At 65.1% G+C, this 16,771-nt stretch carries 14 protein-coding genes; 1 reads left to right on the top strand and 13 read right to left on the bottom strand.

Annotated elements, in window-relative coordinates; all coding sequences use genetic code 11:
- Positions 1-118 precede the first annotated feature (118 nt).
- From pstS to J8I82_RS00205, 5 genes are all read right to left on the bottom strand, one after another.
- Complete coding sequence (pstS, locus tag J8I82_RS00225) at positions 119-1,150, bottom strand: phosphate ABC transporter substrate-binding protein PstS (RefSeq protein ID WP_209753748.1); 1,032 nt, start codon at positions 1,148-1,150, stop codon at positions 119-121.
- A 232-nt stretch (positions 1,151-1,382) separates the two neighbouring features.
- A complete protein-coding gene (gene glmM, locus J8I82_RS00220; RefSeq protein WP_209753747.1) occupies positions 1,383-2,726 on the bottom strand; it encodes a phosphoglucosamine mutase in 1,344 nt (447 codons plus the stop codon).
- 77 nt (positions 2,727-2,803) lie between these two features.
- Positions 2,804-3,679 (bottom strand): dihydropteroate synthase, encoded by an 876-nt coding sequence (folP, locus tag J8I82_RS00215; RefSeq protein WP_209753746.1) that lies wholly within the window; start codon positions 3,677-3,679, stop codon positions 2,804-2,806.
- Between the two features lie 134 nt (positions 3,680-3,813).
- On the bottom strand, positions 3,814-5,697 hold the full coding sequence (ftsH, locus tag J8I82_RS00210) for an ATP-dependent zinc metalloprotease FtsH (RefSeq protein WP_133096095.1): 1,884 nt from the start codon (positions 5,695-5,697) through the stop codon (positions 3,814-3,816).
- A gap of 149 nt (positions 5,698-5,846) precedes the next feature.
- Positions 5,847-6,512 carry an RlmE family RNA methyltransferase gene (locus J8I82_RS00205; protein WP_209753745.1) on the bottom strand — a complete coding sequence of 222 codons (666 nt, stop codon included), beginning with the start codon at positions 6,510-6,512 and terminating at the stop codon, positions 5,847-5,849.
- Positions 6,513-6,709: 197 nt separating this feature from the next.
- Here J8I82_RS00205 and J8I82_RS00200 point away from each other — a divergent pair, with 197 nt between their 5' ends.
- Positions 6,710-7,213 (top strand): YhbY family RNA-binding protein, encoded by a 504-nt coding sequence (locus J8I82_RS00200; protein ID WP_209753744.1) that lies wholly within the window; start codon positions 6,710-6,712, stop codon positions 7,211-7,213.
- Between the two features lie 45 nt (positions 7,214-7,258).
- On the opposite strand, the gene J8I82_RS00195 is transcribed toward J8I82_RS00200, so the two are convergent.
- The 8 genes from J8I82_RS00195 to J8I82_RS00160 all read right to left on the bottom strand — a co-directional run bounded on the left by J8I82_RS00195 (position 7,259) and on the right by J8I82_RS00160 (position 16,725).
- The gene (locus tag J8I82_RS00195) at positions 7,259-7,762 is read right to left on the bottom strand and encodes a DUF4149 domain-containing protein (protein ID WP_209753743.1); all 504 of its coding nucleotides are present in this window, start codon (positions 7,760-7,762) and stop codon (positions 7,259-7,261) included.
- A 57-nt stretch (positions 7,763-7,819) separates the two neighbouring features.
- The gene (gene greA / locus J8I82_RS00190; protein ID WP_063238187.1) at positions 7,820-8,296 is read right to left on the bottom strand and encodes a transcription elongation factor GreA; all 477 of its coding nucleotides are present in this window, start codon (positions 8,294-8,296) and stop codon (positions 7,820-7,822) included.
- Positions 8,297-8,558: 262 nt separating this feature from the next.
- A complete protein-coding gene (gene carB, locus J8I82_RS00185; RefSeq protein WP_209753742.1) occupies positions 8,559-11,807 on the bottom strand; it encodes a carbamoyl-phosphate synthase large subunit in 3,249 nt (1,082 codons plus the stop codon).
- Positions 11,808-11,917: 110 nt separating this feature from the next.
- Positions 11,918-12,607 carry a leucine efflux protein LeuE gene (gene leuE / locus J8I82_RS00180; RefSeq protein WP_209753741.1) on the bottom strand — a complete coding sequence of 230 codons (690 nt, stop codon included), beginning with the start codon at positions 12,605-12,607 and terminating at the stop codon, positions 11,918-11,920.
- A 47-nt stretch (positions 12,608-12,654) separates the two neighbouring features.
- Entirely contained in the window at positions 12,655-13,791 is a 1,137-nt protein-coding gene (gene carA, locus J8I82_RS00175; RefSeq protein WP_209753740.1) for a glutamine-hydrolyzing carbamoyl-phosphate synthase small subunit, read from the bottom strand.
- A gap of 347 nt (positions 13,792-14,138) precedes the next feature.
- Positions 14,139-14,549, bottom strand: coding sequence for a RidA family protein (locus tag J8I82_RS00170; RefSeq protein ID WP_209753739.1), 411 nt, complete (start codon positions 14,547-14,549; stop codon positions 14,139-14,141).
- Positions 14,550-14,617: 68 nt separating this feature from the next.
- Complete coding sequence (locus J8I82_RS00165) at positions 14,618-15,043, bottom strand: acyl-CoA thioesterase (RefSeq protein ID WP_209753738.1); 426 nt, start codon at positions 15,041-15,043, stop codon at positions 14,618-14,620.
- On the bottom strand, positions 15,040-16,725 hold the full coding sequence (locus J8I82_RS00160) for an AMP-binding protein (RefSeq protein WP_209753737.1): 1,686 nt from the start codon (positions 16,723-16,725) through the stop codon (positions 15,040-15,042). The genes J8I82_RS00165 and J8I82_RS00160 overlap by 4 nt, the downstream gene beginning before the upstream one ends.
- Positions 16,726-16,771 lie beyond the last annotated feature (46 nt).

Here is a 16,771-nt window from a genome sequence, read left to right as displayed (position 1 = left end):
GTCGGAGAATTCAGGGTGGATCGCCACTCCCGCCTGGGCGGGAGCGCGGTGACCGGGCGAGATTCAGGCTGCCCGGCCACCGGCCCAGCGCACGCGCGGGGGCGGCGATGCCGTCAGATCAGTACAGCGCCTTGCCCGAGGCGTCCTTCACGCTGGTCTTCCAGGTCGAACGGATCTGGTTGACCACGCTCTCCGGCAGCGGTACGTAGTCCAGGTCGGCGGCCATGTTGGCGCCGCTCTTGTAGGCCCAGTCGAAGAACTTCAGCACTTCCGCGCCCTGCGCCGGCTTTTCCTGGTTCTTGTGCACCAGGATGAAGGTGGCGCCGGCGATCGGCCATGCATCCTTGCCCGGCTGGTTGGTCAGGATCTGGTAGTAGCTCTTGTTCCATTCCGCGCCGGCGGCGGCGGCCTTGAAGGCATCGTCGCCCGGCTTGACCACGGTTCCCGACGCGTTCTTCATGTTCACGTGGGTCATCTTGTTCTGCTTGGCGTAGGCATACTCGACGTAGCCAATGGCGCCGTTCAGGCGCTGCACGAAAGCGGCCACGCCCTCGTTGCCCTTGCCGCCGGTGCCGCCGCCCGGCCAGTTGACCGTGGTGCCCTCACCCACCGTGCCCTTCCAGTCAGCGCTGACCTTGGACAGGTAGTTGGTGAAGATGAAGGTGGTGCCCGAACCGTCGGCGCGGCGCACCGGCAGGATGTCCTGGCTCGGCAACTTGGCCTGCGGGTTCAGCGCCTTGATCGCGGGGTCGTCCCACTTCTTGATCTTGCCCAGGTAGATATTGGCCAGCACCTCGCCGGTGATGGTCAGTTCGCCCGGCTTCACGCCTTGCAGGTTGATCACCGGCACCACGCCGCCGATCACCGTCGGAAACTGGACCAGGCCCTGCTTGTTCAGTTCCTCGTCCTTCAGCGGCGCATCCGAGGCGCCGAAATCGACCGTCTTGGCGCCGATCTGCTTGATGCCGCCCGACGAGCCGATGGATTGATAGTTGACCTTGTTGCCCGTTGCTTTGTTGTATGCGTCGGCCCACTTGGAATACACGGGCGCCGGGAAGGAAGCGCCTGCACCGGTAATTTCCGCCGCGAACGCAGTACCCGCTACGACCATCGAAACGATGCCTGCCACGGCAGTCTTGACCAGCTTCATATGTCCTCCAGAGAACATTGGTTGGGAATGACAAATTTTTGACAAGACGAACTGTATGCTCCCTATATGACAATTCCGTGACATCTTTAAATCTTCTTGAAAGCCGCTGCCAGCTTGGGTTTCGAGTCGCCACCGAACCGCCATGCCGGTGCAATGTGACGGCGGTTAATTGCGAAATTGCATAAAAAAACGCCGGGGTGAGCCCCGGCGTTTGCCGAACTGCTGCGACTGATCAGGCGCTCAGCGCATCAGCCAGCGTCTTCGCGGCGCGCTCGGCCATGTCGGCCTGCTCAGCCTCCACCATCACCCGTACTACAGGCTCAGTGCCGGAAGCGCGGATCAGCACCCGGCCACGGCCTTCGAGTGCCGGCTCGACCTCGGCACGCGCGGCTTGCAAGCCGGCATGCGACTGCCAGTCGAAGCCCTTCTGCACGCGCACATTGATCAGCGTCTGCGGGAATAGCGACACACCCTCCAGCAGCTGCGCGAGCGTCTTGCCGCTGCGGCGCAGGGCCGCGAGCACCTGCAGCGCCGAGACGATGCCGTCGCCGGTGCTGTGGCGATCGAGGCACAACAGGTGGCCGGAGCCCTCGCCACCCAGCGTCCACCTGCGCTTGTTCAGCTCTTCAAGCACATAGCGGTCGCCGACCTTGGCACGCACGAATTCCACGCCCTGGCGCTGCAGCGCCAGTTCCACCGCCATATTGGTCATCAGTGTGCCCACCGCGCCGGGCACCACCTGTCCGTTGGCCTGGCGGTCGCGCACGATCAGGTACAGCAGTTCGTCGCCGTTATAGAGGCGGCCGTCGGCGTCCACTACCTGCAGCCGGTCGGCGTCGCCGTCAAAGGCCAGGCCCAGGTCGGCACCGTTGGCCTTGACCGCCTCGATCAGCCTGGCGGGCGCGGTGGCGCCATAGCCTGCGTTGATATTGCGGCCGTCCGGCTGGTTGCCGATCGAGACCACGTCGGCGCCAAGTTCATGGAAGACGTGCGGCGCGATGTGATAGGCGGCGCCATGGGCGCAATCGACCACCAGCTTCAGGCCGTGCAGGTCCTGCTCATGCGGGAAGGTGCTCTTGCAGAACTCGATGTAGCGCCCCGGCGCGTCGTTGATGCGCCGGGCGCGGCCCAGGTCATCGGAGGGCGCACACAACATCGGCTCGTCGATGGCGGCCTCGATCTCGGCCTCCACCGCGTCGGGCAGCTTGTCGCCGTCGGCTGAGAAGAACTTGATGCCGTTGTCGTAGTAAGGGTTGTGGCTGGCCGAAATCACCACGCCGGCCGAGAGGCGCAGTGCGCGCGTCAGGTAAGCAATGCCCGGCGTCGGCAGCGGCCCCGTCAGCAGCACGTGAACCCCGGCCGACGTGAAGCCGGCTTCCAGCGCAGCTTCGAGCATATAGCCCGAAATGCGGGTGTCCTTGCCGATCAGCACGGTCGGGCGGCCCTGCCCGGTCTTGGCGCCGTGCGCCAGCACCTTGCCGGCGGCATGGCCCAGTCGCATCACGAAGTCAGGGGTGATCGGCGCCTCGCCAACGCGCCCCCGGATGCCATCAGTCCCGAAATACTTGCGTGTCATTCGCTGTTCCCTTTCTGTTCTGTCTTGCGTTGCACTGCCTGCGCTCTGTGGCGCCTGCCTTGGATTGACGGGATGGTTCAGGCCGCCGTGACGGACTCATTGCGCACGGCCCACCAGGTCTTGACCGCGTCCACGGTCTGCTCCACATCATGCACCCGTACGATAAACGCACCGCGCTCTACCGCACACACCGCGGCAGCAATGCTGGCGGCAATTCGTTGCTGTGGCGGACGGCCGCCCAGGATCGCGCCCAGCGTAGATTTGCGCGAGATTCCCGCCAGTACCGGCAGGCCTTCCAGCGCGATCCGCGGCAACTGGCCAAGAAGGCGCAGATTATGATCCGGCGTCTTGCCAAAGCCAAACCCCGGATCGAGGGATAGGCGCGCGTCGTCGATGCCGGCAGCGCGCAGCACGGCAATCCGTTCGGCCAGGAAATCCGCCACCTCGCCGACCACATCCTGGTAATGCGGGTCTTCCTGCATGGTTTGCGGATCGCGCTGCATGTGCATCACGCACAGCCCCGTTCTTCCCGCCACGGGTGCCGCCAATACCTCCACCGCGCCTGGCATGCGGAAGCCCCAGATATCGTTGATGAGATCGGCACCCGCCGCCATGGCGGCACGCATGACCTCCGGCTTGTAGGTGTCGATCGACAGCGGCTTGCCGCAGTCGCGCAGCGCCTCGACCACCGGGATCACGCGTGCCAGCTCATCCTCGAGCGGCAGCGCGGCCGAGCCCGGGCGGCTGGATTCCCCGCCGATGTCGATGATGTCCACGCCCTCCGCGATCATCTGCTCGGCATGGCGCACGGCAGCATCGCGGCCGGCGTGCTGGCCACCGTCCGAGAACGAGTCGGGCGTGACATTGAGGATGCCCATCACGAGCGGGCGCTCGTCTAGCGCAAAACGGAAGCGTCCGCACTGGAAATACCGGGTCTCTGGAATCTGCTGCAAGGTCGGAATACTCAATAAAGCGGTGCGCGAACCCGGCCGCGCCAAAGGAAAAGCCGGTGCACCAGGCACCGGCTTCAGGGTCATGCATCACACAGCCAGCATGCAGGCGTCGTCAGGCCGACGAGCTGATGCGATCAGGCCGTGGCAGGCGCGTTGGTCGGCGCCACCGGCGAGCCGCCCGGAGGCGTGCTGCCGCCACCGTTCGGACCCGACACACCGCGCGGCGGACGTGGCGGCTTGCCAGCCATGATGTCGTTGACCTGGTCGGCATCGATGGTTTCCCACTCCATCAGCGCATTGGTCATGGCCTCGACCTTGTCGCGGTTGTCTTCGAGCAGGCGCTTGGCCAGCGCGTATTGCTCGTCGATGATGCGGCGGATCTCGGCGTCGACCTTCTGCTGCGTGGCTTCCGACACGGTCTTCGAAGACAGCTTGCCGAACATGCCGTCCTGCTCGGTATCCACGTAGACCATGGCGCCGAGCGAATCGCTCATGCCGAAGCGGGTCACCATGTCGCGGGCGATCTTGGTGGCGCGCTCGAAGTCATTGGAGGCACCGGTGCTCATGGCGTTGAGGAAGACCTCTTCCGCCGCCCGGCCGCCGAAGAGGATGGCAACCTCTTCCAGCATGCTGTCCTTGTACTTCGAATACTTGTCATGCTCGGGCAGCTGCCAGGTCACGCCCAGCGCCCAGCCACGCGGCATGATGGTGACCTTGTGCACCGGGTCTGCCTTGGGCAGCAGCTTGGCAACCACCGCGTGGCCCGACTCGTGGTAAGCCGTGGCGCGGCGCTCTTCCTCGCGCATGACCGTCGACTTGCGCTCCGGACCCATGTAGATCTTGTCCTTGGCGTCCTCGAAGTCCTGCATGTCGACCACGCGCTTGTTGCGGCGGGCGGCAAACAGCGCGGCCTCGTTGACCAGGTTGGCCAGGTCGGCGCCCGAGAAGCCCGGGGTACCACGCGCGATCACCGAGGCGTCGACGTCGTTGCCGATCGGCACCTTGCGCATATGGACCTTCAGGATCTGCTCGCGGCCTCGGATGTCCGGCAAGCCCACGTAGACCTGGCGGTCGAAACGGCCCGGACGCAGCAGCGCCTTGTCCAGCACGTCGGCGCGGTTGGTCGCGGCGATCACGATCACGCCGGAATTGGCCTCGAAGCCGTCCATCTCGACCAGCATCTGGTTCAGCGTCTGCTCGCGCTCGTCGTTGCCGCCGCCCATGCCGGCGCCACGATGGCGGCCGACCGCGTCGATTTCATCGATGAACACGATGCAGGGTGCCTGCTTCTTGGCGTTCTCGAACATGTCGCGGACACGCGCCGCGCCCACGCCGACGAACATTTCAACGAAGTCGGAACCCGAGATGCTGAAGAATGGCACCTTGGCCTCACCGGCAATGGCACGCGCCAGCAGCGTCTTGCCGGTACCCGGAGGGCCGACCAGCAGCACGCCGCGCGGGATGCGACCGCCCAGCTTCTGGAATTTCTGCGGGTCTTTCAGGAAGTCGACCAGTTCGACCACTTCTTCCTTGGACTCATCGCAGCCGGCCACGTCCTGGAACGTGACGGCGTTCTGGTTCTCGTCGATCAGGCGCGCACGCGACTTGCCGAATGAGAATGCGCCGCCTTTCCCGCCGCCTTGCATCTGGCGCATCATGTAGAACCAGAACACGATGATCAGCAGGGTCGGCCCGAGGTAGTACAGCGCCTGGACCAGCACGTTGGGTTCGTCATCCGCCTTGCCGGTCACCTGGACGCCGTACTTCATCAGGTCGCCGACCATCCAGATGTCGCCCGGCGAGATGATGGTGTACTTGGCGCCTTCCTTCGGCGAGACCACCAGGTTGCGGCCCTGCACGTCGACACGCGACACCTTGCCGTTCTTGGCGTCATCCATGAACTGCGAATAGGTGACGCTGTCCTGCGCACGGGGCTTGTCGAACTGCTTGAAGACGGTAAACAACACCAGCGCGATCACGAGCCAGATTGCCGCCTTTTGAAACAGGTTGTTATTCAAGGCCGAACTCCTTTGCAATTGCCTTGCCAACGGATAGCTGCATTGTAATGCAGCGCCCGCCCTCGGGGGGAAACAGCGAAACTATGACGCCGATAGGTGCGGGTGGGGCACTTTCGCCCTCTTGTTTTCCCTGGCCTCGATCGGATCAGTTAATCCACCGCCTTCAGGTAGCGCCCAAGGATAAAGGTTTCGGAAGATTTGTCGCGTGACGCCTTGGGCTTGCGCTTCGCGACCACTTTGAACTGCCGTTTGAACTTTTCCACGATCTGGCTATAGCCGCTCCCGTGGAAACACTTTACCAGCAATGCGCCTTCCGGCTTCAGGTGGGCCTGCGCAAACTCAAGGGCCAGATCGCACAAGTACTCGATCCGGGCCGAATCGGCAGAGGCCACACCAGACAAATTGGGGGCCATGTCGGAGATAACAAGGTCGATCTTGTCGCCACCGGATGCTTCCAGCACCAGGCTTTCGAGCTGCCGGAAGACCTCTTCCTCGCGGAAATCGCCCTGGATGAAAGTGACGTCAGCGACAGGTTCCATCGGCAGGATATCGATCGCGACCACAGCGCCGTCGATCTTCCCGTCCCTGGCCCGCGTCGACGCAGCCAGCTTGTTGCGTGCGTATTGGCTCCAGCTGCCAGGGGCAGCACCCAGGTCGACGATGACCTGCCCTGGCTGGATCAGCTTGTCCTGCTCGTCGATTTCCTTGAGCTTGTAAGCCGCGCGGGCACGGTAGCCCTCCCGTTGCGCCATCTTCACGTACGGGTCGTTGATGTGGTCGTGCAGCCACGAATGGTTGAACTTGTTCTTTGCCATGCCAGATCCAGCCTGTTGCCTGCCCCGGCACGCGGCGTGCGCCGCGTGCCAAGGTTTTTCTACTGTTTTGATGATTTTGCCGCCCGACAGTGCCGGATTGACGGATAATACGCGCCAATTCGCGCTCCGCCCGCCTGCCGAACCGGCACCCGCCGGGCCCGCCGCGCACCAAACTCCAGCGCCACCGGCGCCAACCTATGCCCGCACTACAACTGATTCCCGCCCAGCGCTCCGAACTGCGCTCCCGTGCCCATGCCCTGAACCCGGTCGTCATGGTCGGCGCCGAAGGCCTGACCCGCGCCGTTCTCGCCGAAATCGACCGCAGCCTGGCCGCGCACGACCTGATCAAGATCCGCGTGTTCGGCGATGATCGCGACGCGCGCATTGCCATCTACGAAGAAATCTGTGACGCGCTGCACGCCGCGCCGATCCAGCACATCGGCAAGCTGCTGGTGGTCTGGCGCCCGGGCGAGGCACGCCTGAAGGAAAACCAGCCGGATAGCCTGGGCCGCCTTGCCACAGCCCGCCGTGGCGGCGCCGCGCCGCGCACCGTGACTGTCAAGAAACCCAGCGCCGCACCGAACCGGCGCCCGACCCGCAAGGAAGTGACCGTCCTCGGCAACGAGCGCGTCACCGCGGGCGGCAACGTCAAGCGCGCGCGCGCGCGGCCGACCAGCCAGAAGAAGAAAGCCCTGGGCTGACCGGCCCGCTCCTTCGACACGGCCACCGCCCGGTGGCCGCAGCACTCACTCCCCGGCCGAACGCGGCGCCGAAGCGCGCCATACCAGCACCAGCGCGAGCAGGCTTTGCAGCAGGTAGAAAGCACTCGAGGCGCCGTGCAGCATGCCGAACTGCGCCTTGTAAGGCGATTCCGATACCCCCAGCCCCAGCGCCTGTGCCTTTTCCTTGAGGCTGCCCATGAAGGGCTGGATGCCGAAGTAGCCGACCAGCACACAGCACAGCATGCCGAGCACCAGCCAGCGCAGGCTGCGATAGCGGTTGGCGCCGCGGCGGATCATCACGTTGCACAACACCAGCTGCAGCACGCCGATGGTCACGCCCACGATGGCTTCGGTATGGAACAGGTGACCGGCGATCATCCCGGCCATCTCGCGGCTGGGCAGTACCGAGAACAGCGTCGGCGCCACCATGTAGCCAACCGTCCACAGGCTGCCTGCCCAGACCACCGTCAGCAGCAGGAATAGCCGGTGCGGCAGCGGGGGCAGGCTGTTATAGGAAGAAGAGAACACGTGCCGGTCTTTCCGGTGGCCGGAGGCGGCCGACTGCCGCACCCGGCCCGACCGGCCTCAGATATAGCGGACAGTAATGACTTCGTACTCGCGCTCGCCGCCAGGGGCCAGCACGGTGGCGACGTCGCCTTCGAACTTGCCGATCAGCGCGCGCGCGATCGGCGAACTGACCGAGATCTTGCCGGTATCCAGGTCGGCCTCGTCATCGCCCACGATCTGGTAGCTGACCGGCCTGCCGGACTCCAGGTCTTCCAGGTCGACGGTCGCGCCGAAGACGATGCGGCCATCGGTATCCAGCTGCGTCGGGTCGATAACCTGCGCGGTCGACAGCTTGGACTCTACTTCGAGAATGCGGCCTTCGATAAAGGCCTGCTTTTCCTTGGCGGCGTCGTATTCGGCGTTTTCAGAGAGGTCGCCTTGAGCGCGTGCTTCGGAGATGGCATTGATCACCGCCGGACGCTCGACAGCCTTGAGGCGCTGCAGCTCTTCCTTGAGCAGCTCTGCGCCACGCTTGGTAATCGGAATGGTGCTCATGTCTTTGTTCAACAAAAAAATGAGCCGCAGCGGAGCTGGAGCCATCCTGGCAATACCGGCCAGGCACTTCCGCTCAACCGCGGCTTTCAGACAGGATCGAAGGGCCGCACAGTGCTTACGCTGGTGCCAGGCCGACTCGATCGACGAATTTGACGTAGTTTAGGCCAAGAAGCCCGCCGGCATCAACACCGGCGGGCTTCCGGGCACTGCCGCCCCATGACCGGACGCAAGCGCCCGGGGGGATGGCAATGTGCAGCGTTGCTTACGCCAGCGTGCCGTGCAGGCCTTGCAGGTCATAGACCTCCAGGCTCTGCATGTGCTTCAGGCCTTCCACCGCGGCGCTGGCGCCGGCGATGGTGGTGTAGTAAGGCACGCGGTTGGCCAGCGCCGAGGTACGGATCGAACGCGAATCCGCGATCGCGCCGCGGGTTTCGTCGACGGTGGTGAACACCAGCGCCAGTTCGCCGTTCTTGATCATGTCGACGATGTGCGGACGCCCGTCCTTGACCTTGTTCACCACCTTGACCGGGATGCCGGCGGCCTCGATGGCCGAGGCGGTGCCGCGGGTGGCGACGATCGGGTAGCCCAGGTCGTGCAGCATGCGGGCCACGGCAACCGCGCGCGGCTTGTCGCTGTCCTTCACGGTGATCAGCACGGTTCCCTTTTCCGGCAGGCGCGAACCCGCCGCCAGCTGGCTCTTGAACAGTGCCTCGCCGAAGGTCTTGCCCACGCCCATCACTTCGCCGGTGGAGCGCATTTCAGGTCCGAGGACCGGATCGACGCCCGGGAACTTGTTGAACGGGAACACCGCTTCCTTGACGCTGTAGTACGGCGGCACCACCTCATCGGTAATGCCCTGTTCATCCAGCGACTGGCCTGCCATGCAGCGTGCGGCGATCTTGGCCAGCTGCATGCCGGTAGCCTTCGACACGTACGGCACGGTACGCGAGGCGCGCGGGTTCACTTCCAGCACGTAGACGGTGTCGACGCCGTCGTTCTGCTGGATCGCAAACTGCACGTTCATCAGGCCGACCACGTTCAGCGCCTGGGCCATGGCGGCGGTCTGGCGCTTCAGTTCGGCGACGGTCTCGGCCGACAGCGAGTACGGCGGCAGCGAGCAGGCGGAGTCGCCCGAGTGCACGCCGGCCTGCTCGATGTGCTCCATCACGCCGCCGATGAACACGCGCTTGCCGTCGCTCAGGGCGTCGACATCGCACTCGATGGCGTCATTCAGGAAGCGGTCCAGCAGCACCGGGGAGTCGTTCGACACCTTGACGGCCTCGCGCATGTAGCGCTCGAGGTCACGCGGCTCATGCACGATTTCCATCGCGCGGCCGCCCAGCACGTACGACGGACGCACCACCAGCGGGTAGCCGATCTCTTCGGCCAGGCGCAGCGCCTCGTCCTCGGCACGTGCGGTGCGGTTCGGCGGCTGGCGCAGGCCCAGGTCCTGCAGCAGCTTCTGGAAGCGCTCGCGGTCTTCGGCGGCGTCGATCATGTCGGGGCTGGTGCCGATAATGGGCACGCCGTTGGCTTCCAGGTCCAGCGCGAGCTTCAGCGGGGTCTGGCCGCCGTACTGCACGATCACCCCGACCGGCTTCTCGATCGCGACGATCTCCAGCACGTCTTCCAGCGTCACCGGCTCGAAATACAGGCGGTCCGAGGTGTCATAGTCGGTCGACACGGTTTCCGGGTTGCAGTTGACCATGATGGTCTCGTACCCATCTTCGCGCAGCGCCAGCGCGGCGTGCACGCAGCAGTAGTCGAACTCGATGCCCTGGCCGATCCGGTTCGGGCCACCGCCCAGCACCATGATCTTCTTCTTGTCGGTCGGGTTGGCTTCGCACTCGCCATGCTCGGCCTCGTAGGTCGAGTACATGTAGGCGGTGTTGGTGGCGAACTCGGCCGCGCAGGTGTCAACGCGCTTGTAGACCGGGCGCACCTTGTGGGCGATGCGCGCCTCGCGCACGGCCTTGGCGTCGGCCTTCAGCAGCCGCGCCAGGCGGCGGTCGGAGAAGCCCTTCTGCTTCAGGTGGCGCAGTTCTGCGGCCGACAGGCTTTCCAGCGTGCGTGCCTTGACCAGGCCTTCGGTCTTGACGATGTCTTCGATCTGGGCCAGGAACCACGGATCGATATCGGTCTCGCTGTAGACCTCTTCCAGCGACATGCCGATGCGGAACGCATCGCCCACGTACCAGATGCGGTCCGGACCCGGCTCGCCGATTTCTTCGACGATTTCGTCGCGGTCGGTCGACTTCTCGTCCAGGCCATCCACGCCCACTTCCAGGCCACGCAGTGCCTTCTGGAACGATTCCTGGAAGGTGCGGCCCATCGCCATCACCTCACCCACCGACTTCATCTGGGTGGTCAGGTGGCTGTCGGCCTGCGGGAATTTCTCGAAGGCGAAACGCGGCACCTTGGTGACCACGTAGTCGATCGAGGGCTCGAACGACGCCGGGGTCGCGCCGCCGGTGATCTCGTTCTTCAGCTCGTCCAGCGTGTAGCCCACGGCCAGCTTGGCCGCGACCTTGGCGATCGGGAAGCCGGTGGCCTTGGATGCCAGCGCCGACGAACGCGACACGCGCGGGTTCATCTCGATGACGATCATGCGACCGTCCTTCGGGTTGATCGAGAACTGCACGTTGGAGCCACCGGTGTCGACGCCGATCTCGCGCAGCACGGCCAGCGAGGCGTTGCGCAGGATCTGGTATTCCTTGTCGGTCAGGGTCTGCGCCGGGGCCACGGTGATCGAGTCGCCGGTGTGGATGCCCATCGGGTCCAGGTTCTCGATCGAGCAGATGATGATGCAGTTGTCCTGCTTGTCGCGGACGACTTCCATCTCATACTCTTTCCAGCCCAGCAGAGACTCTTCGATCAGCAGCTCGCGCGTCGGCGACAGGTCCAGGCCGCGCTTGCAGATCTCTTCGAATTCCTCGCGGTTGTAGGCAATGCCGCCGCCGGTGCCGCCCAGCGTGAACGAGGGGCGGATCACGATCGGGTAGCCGGCGGTGCCGGTGTCCTGGGCGATGCGGCCCTGTACGGCAACGGCTTCATCCATCGAGTGGGCGATGCCGGACTTGGCCGAGCCCAGCCCGATCTTGGTCATCGCGTCCTTGAACTTCTGGCGGTCCTCGGCCTTGTCGATGGCCTCGGGCGAGGCGCCGATCAGCTCGACCTTGTACTTGTCCAGCACGCCGTGGCGGTGCAGGTCCAGCGCGCAGTTCAGCGCGGTCTGGCCGCCCATGGTCGGCAGGATCGCGTCAGGGCGCTCCTTCTCGATGATGCGCTCCACCACTTCCCAGGTGATCGGCTCGATGTAGGTCACATCGGCCGTGTTGGGATCGGTCATGATGGTCGCCGGGTTCGAGTTGACCAGGATGACCTTGAAGCCTTCTTCGCGCAGGGCCTTGCAGGCCTGGGCGCCGGAGTAGTCGAACTCGCACGCCTGGCCGATGATGATGGGGCCCGCGCCGATGATCAGGATGCTCTTGATGTCTGTGCGTTTTGGCATTGCACGCTCTCTTTATAGGCCGGCCCGCTTGCATGCGGGCCGCACCGGTAATCAGGGAATCCGTTCCGGATTCGAATAATGTCGGCTGCAGTTGTCGCAACCGCGCCGCGTCAGTTCATGGTCGCCGTAGCCAGCTTGGCGCCGAAGCCGATAAACATCGCCCCGACTCCGCTCGCCATCCCCGCCGACAGCCGCCGCCGGCGCCGGAACGCGTCGGCCAGCTTCGCGCCCACGAAGATGATGGTGGTCAGGTAGGCGAAGCTGCACAGCTGGCACACCACGCCCAGCACGGCGAACGACAGCACCGGCCAGGCAAAGGCCGGATCCACGAACTGGATGAAGAACGAGATGAAGAACAGGATGGCCTTCGGGTTCAGCAGGCTGATCAGCAGCGCCTTGCGGAACGGGTCGGACTGGTCCGCCACGCTGGCCGGCACCGCCTTGTCCGCCGTATTGTCCACTGTGGCCGCGCCGCGCGAGGCCCAGCTGCGCATCGCGCCGCGCAGCATGTTGAAGCCGATCCACGCCAGGTAGGCCGCGCCGATGTACTTCACCACGTAGAACAGCGCCGGGCTCGCCTTCAGCAGCGAGGCCACGCCCGCCGCCGACAGCACCATCAGCACCTGGTCGCCCAGGAACACCCCGCACGCGCCCTTGTAGCCGGCGCGCACGCCACGCTGCGCCGCCACTGACAGCACATACATCGAGTTCGGCCCCGGCAGCAGCACGATAAAGATCGTGCCGAGCAGGTAGGTCCAGAAATCGGTGATGCCGAAGGCGGTTTGCATGAAGGCATTCATGGGATGTCCCGTGGTCCAGTGCTGTCCTGTCGCGCTAATTTGCGTGCTTACTTGCGCGCGTCGGTCATGTGCTGGATGAAGCGGTCGAACAGGTAAGCCACGTCGTTCGGGCCGGGCGAGGCTTCCGGGTGACCCTGGAAGCAGAACGCCGGCTTGTCGGTCAGCGCGAAGCCCTGCAGCGTGCCGTCGAACAGCGACACGTGGGTCACGCGCGCGTTGGCAGGCAGCGTGTCGGCATCCACCGCGAAACCGTGGTTCTGCGACGTGATCATCACGCGGCCGTCCTCCAGGTCCTTGACCGGGTGGTTGGCGCCGTGGTGGCCGGCCTTCATCTTCAGCGTCTTGGCGCCTACGGCAAGGGCCATGATCTGGTGACCCAGGCAGATGCCGAAGGTCGGGATGCCGCGCTCGATGAACTCGCGGGTGGCGGTGATGGCATAGTCGCACGGCTCGGGGTCGCCGGGGCCGTTGGACAGGAACACGCCGTCCGGATTCAACGCCAGCGCGTCGGCGGCGCTTGCCTGGGCCGGCAGCACCGTCACCTTGCAGCCGCGCTCGGCCAGCATGCGCAGGATGTTGAACTTGACGCCGTAGTCATAGGCGACCACGTGGAACTGCGGCTTGTCCTGCTTGCCGTAGCCTTCGCCCAGCGCCCACTCGGACTGCGTCCACTCGTACGGCTCCTTGACCGAAACCACCTTGGCTAGGTCCATGCCGGCCAGGCCCGGGAACGAGCGGGCCAGGTCGATGGCCTTCTGCACGTTGTCCTCGCCAGCCAGGATGCAGCCGTTCTGGGCACCCTTCTCGCGCAGGATGCGGGTCAGCTTGCGGGTATCGATGCCGGCGATCGCCACCACCTTTTCCTGCTTCAGGTAGTGCGCGAGGGTGTGTTCCTTGCGGAAATTGGAGGCCAGGATCGGCAGATCCTTGATGATCAGGCCGGCGGCATGGACTTTCGTGGCTTCGACATCCTCAGGATTGACACCGTAGTTGCCGATATGCGGATACGTCAGCGTGACGATCTGCCGCGAATAGCTCGGGTCGGTGAGGATTTCCTGGTAACCGGTGATGGCGGTGTTGAACACCACTTCACCGATGGTATGGCCGGAAGCGCCAATGGAATAGCCACGAAAGACCGTGCCGTCTGCTAGCGCGAGAATGGCGGACGGAAAAGACGGTAACACGGGTAGGCTCCTGCTGGACTCACCCCGTGACCGACCAATCGACGCCTCGTGCCTCCCAGGCTGGATCCGTGACGGCGGCAGCGGCATTGCGCCGATGCGGTCGGATCCGGTCGCGGCATGCGCTTTGCTTCACATAAAGTATGAACGGCAAAGGCGGCGCGAATGGGGGCGGCGGAAGGTGGAAAGCGGTTGGCGCTAGGGTGAAGGGTTCTGAAAGCGAAACTTTCGAATTATATCCCGCGCCACCCAATTTCTCAAGTTTTCAAGGACTTGCATCACGCGGGCGCCCGCCGCGGACACCCGGCATGCCGGTGCCCGCGCCCTGGTCCGCCGGTGTGCAGATCCCGTTACGCATCCGGCGGGACGACCGCCGTCACCTCGATTTCCACCTTGGCGCGCGGCTCAACGAGGTCGGCCACTTCAACCGCCGTCATCGCCGGAAAGTGACGGCCAATGATGGCGCGGTAGTGCTGGCCGATCGACCCGTAAGCCCCGACATACTCCGCCTTGTCCTTCACATACCAGGTCATGCGCGCGATATGTTCCGGCCTGGCACCGCCCGCGGCCAGCACGTCGACCACGTTGCGCAGCGCCTGCGCCACCTGCAGGCCGAAATCGTCGGTCTCGAACTCGCACTTGCCATTCCAGCCGATCTGGCCGCTGACAAAGAGCAGGCGGCTGCCGGCCTGGATCTCGGCCATGATGCCATTGGCATAGCCACGCGGAGGCGCCCAGTCGGGCGGCTGCAGGATTTTCATGGTGGATGTCCTGTTGCTTTCTGATTGATGGATTGGGGAATTCAATTGCGAATGCAGTAGTAGACCGGTCAGGCCGTCGCCACGAGATAGGCCGCCATGGCCTCGCGCACGGCGTCCGGCAACGGTTGCGGCGCGATCGAGCCGGTGTCGACGCAGACCAGCCGCTGCGTCACTTCCATGCGGGTATCGTCGTGCGGCCCCGCGAAGCGGATCGCCAGCGTGAAACTGGACTGTCCGAGCTTGAGCACGCGCAGCTCGCGCGTGAGCACTTCGCCCAGCCGGCTCGGCGCCAGGAAGCGGCATTCCAGCTCGGCGGTCGGTACGCCGGCCCGGCCCTCGCCATGCATGACGTCGAAAGGCCAGCCCAGCGCTTCGCCGAACCAGTCTTCGATGAAGTCGTTGAGCATCTCGAAGTAGCGCGGGTAGAACACGATCCCGGCCGCGTCGCAGTGCTTGAAGCGCACCAGGACGGTGCTGCGGAAGACCGGGCTCATGATTTGCTCCCACCGTGCTTGGCGCCGTTGCCCTGCTCCGCCATCTGGCGCAGCCGGAAGCGCTGCAGCTTGCCCGTCTCGGTGCGCGGCAGCGCTGGCACGAACTCGATGCGGCGGGGATACTTGTACGGCGCGATCTGGCGCTTGACGAAGTCCTGCAGCGCGGTGCGCGTGGCGTCGTCAGCGGGTACGCCTTCGCGCAGCACCACGTAGGCCATGACCACCTGCCCGCGCCCGTCGTCTGGCGCGCCGACCACGCCGCACTCGGCCACCGACTCGTGCTGCATCAGCGTGCTCTCCACCTCGGGGCCAGCGATGTTATAGCCGGCCGAGATGATCATGTCGTCGGAACGCGCCTGATAGAAGTAATAGCCGTCCGCGTCGACCGTGAAGGTATCGCCCGGCAGGTTCCAGCCCGCCTTCACGTAGTTGGCCTGGCGCGGATCGTCCAGGTAGCGGCAGCCGGTCGGGCCCTGGACCGCCAGCTTGCCCACCTGGCCCGGCGGCAGCGGCCGCATCTCGTCGTCGACGATCTGCGCCACGTAGCCGGGCACCACCTTGCCGATCGCACCCGGCCTGATCTCGGCGCCCGCGCTGGAGATAAAGATATGCATCATCTCGGTGCCGCCAATGCCGTCAGTCATCTCGATGCCGGTGGCGGACTTCCAGCTTTGGCGGGTGGCATCGGGCAGCGCCTCGCCGGCCGACACGCTCTGCCTCAGGCTCGAGATATCGAAGCGCGGCGCCAGCGCCGCCATCTGCCGGTAGAACGTGGGCGCGGTGAAGACGATGGTGGCGCGGAAGTCGTGGATCAGCTCCAGCAACGCCTCCGGCGTCAGCCTCTCCGCCAGCACCGTGCTGGCGCCGATGCGCAGCGGGAAGCACAGCATGCCGCCCAGCCCGAAGGTGAAGGCGATCGGCGGCGTACCGCAGAAGATGTCGTCCGGCTCTGAGCGCAGCACATGGCGCGGGAACAGGTCGCACATCGCCAGCACGTCGCGGTGGAAATGCATGGTGCCCTTGGGCTGCCCGGTGGTGCCGCTGGTGAAGGCGATCAGGCAGATATCGTCGCTGGCGGTGTCGCAAGCGTCGAAGCTGTCGGGCTTGCCCGCCATCGCGGCTTCCAGCGAGCCTTCGCCGGTGCCGTTGAAGTACAGCGCACGGGCCAGGGTCGGGCAATGGAATTCCCCGCCGGCCCGCTGGTTGGCGTCAAGATCGTCGCGCAGCCGCGCATCGCACAGCGCCGCCGTGACCTGGGCCTTGTCGACGATCTGCTTCAATTCCTTGGCGCGCAGCAGCGGCATGGTCGGCACGGCAATCAGGCCGGCCTTGATGGTGGCGAGCCAGCTTGCCGCCATCATCAGGTTGTTGGGGCCGCGCAGCAGCACGCGGTTGCCGGGCACCAGCGCCATGTCTTCGACCAGCACATGGGCGATGCGGTTGACTAGCGCCGCCAGCTGCGCGTAGGTCACCGTCTCGATCTGGCCCGCCAGACCATTGGGGCGGTGGCGGATGGCGACGCGCTCGCCGCGGCCTTCGCGCACGTGGCGGTCGACCAGCTCCACCGCGCAGTTCATCCGCGCCGGGTAGTCGGTGTCGGCGTTGAAGCGGAACACCGGCCACTGCTCGGGCGGCGGCAAGCGGTCGCGGGCGAAGGTATCGAGGTGGGCGGTGGTCGCCATGGCTTGTCTCCTGTCTGCTCTGTCGGTACGGCAGTTCCGGGGCGGA

The sequence above is a fragment of the Cupriavidus consociatus genome (genome assembly GCF_017814975.1).
Classification (GTDB): Bacteria; Pseudomonadota; Gammaproteobacteria; order Burkholderiales; family Burkholderiaceae; genus Cupriavidus; species Cupriavidus consociatus.
The sequence above is the reverse complement of the archived record's forward strand: the minus strand, read 5'-3'. Positions and strand labels throughout refer to the sequence as shown.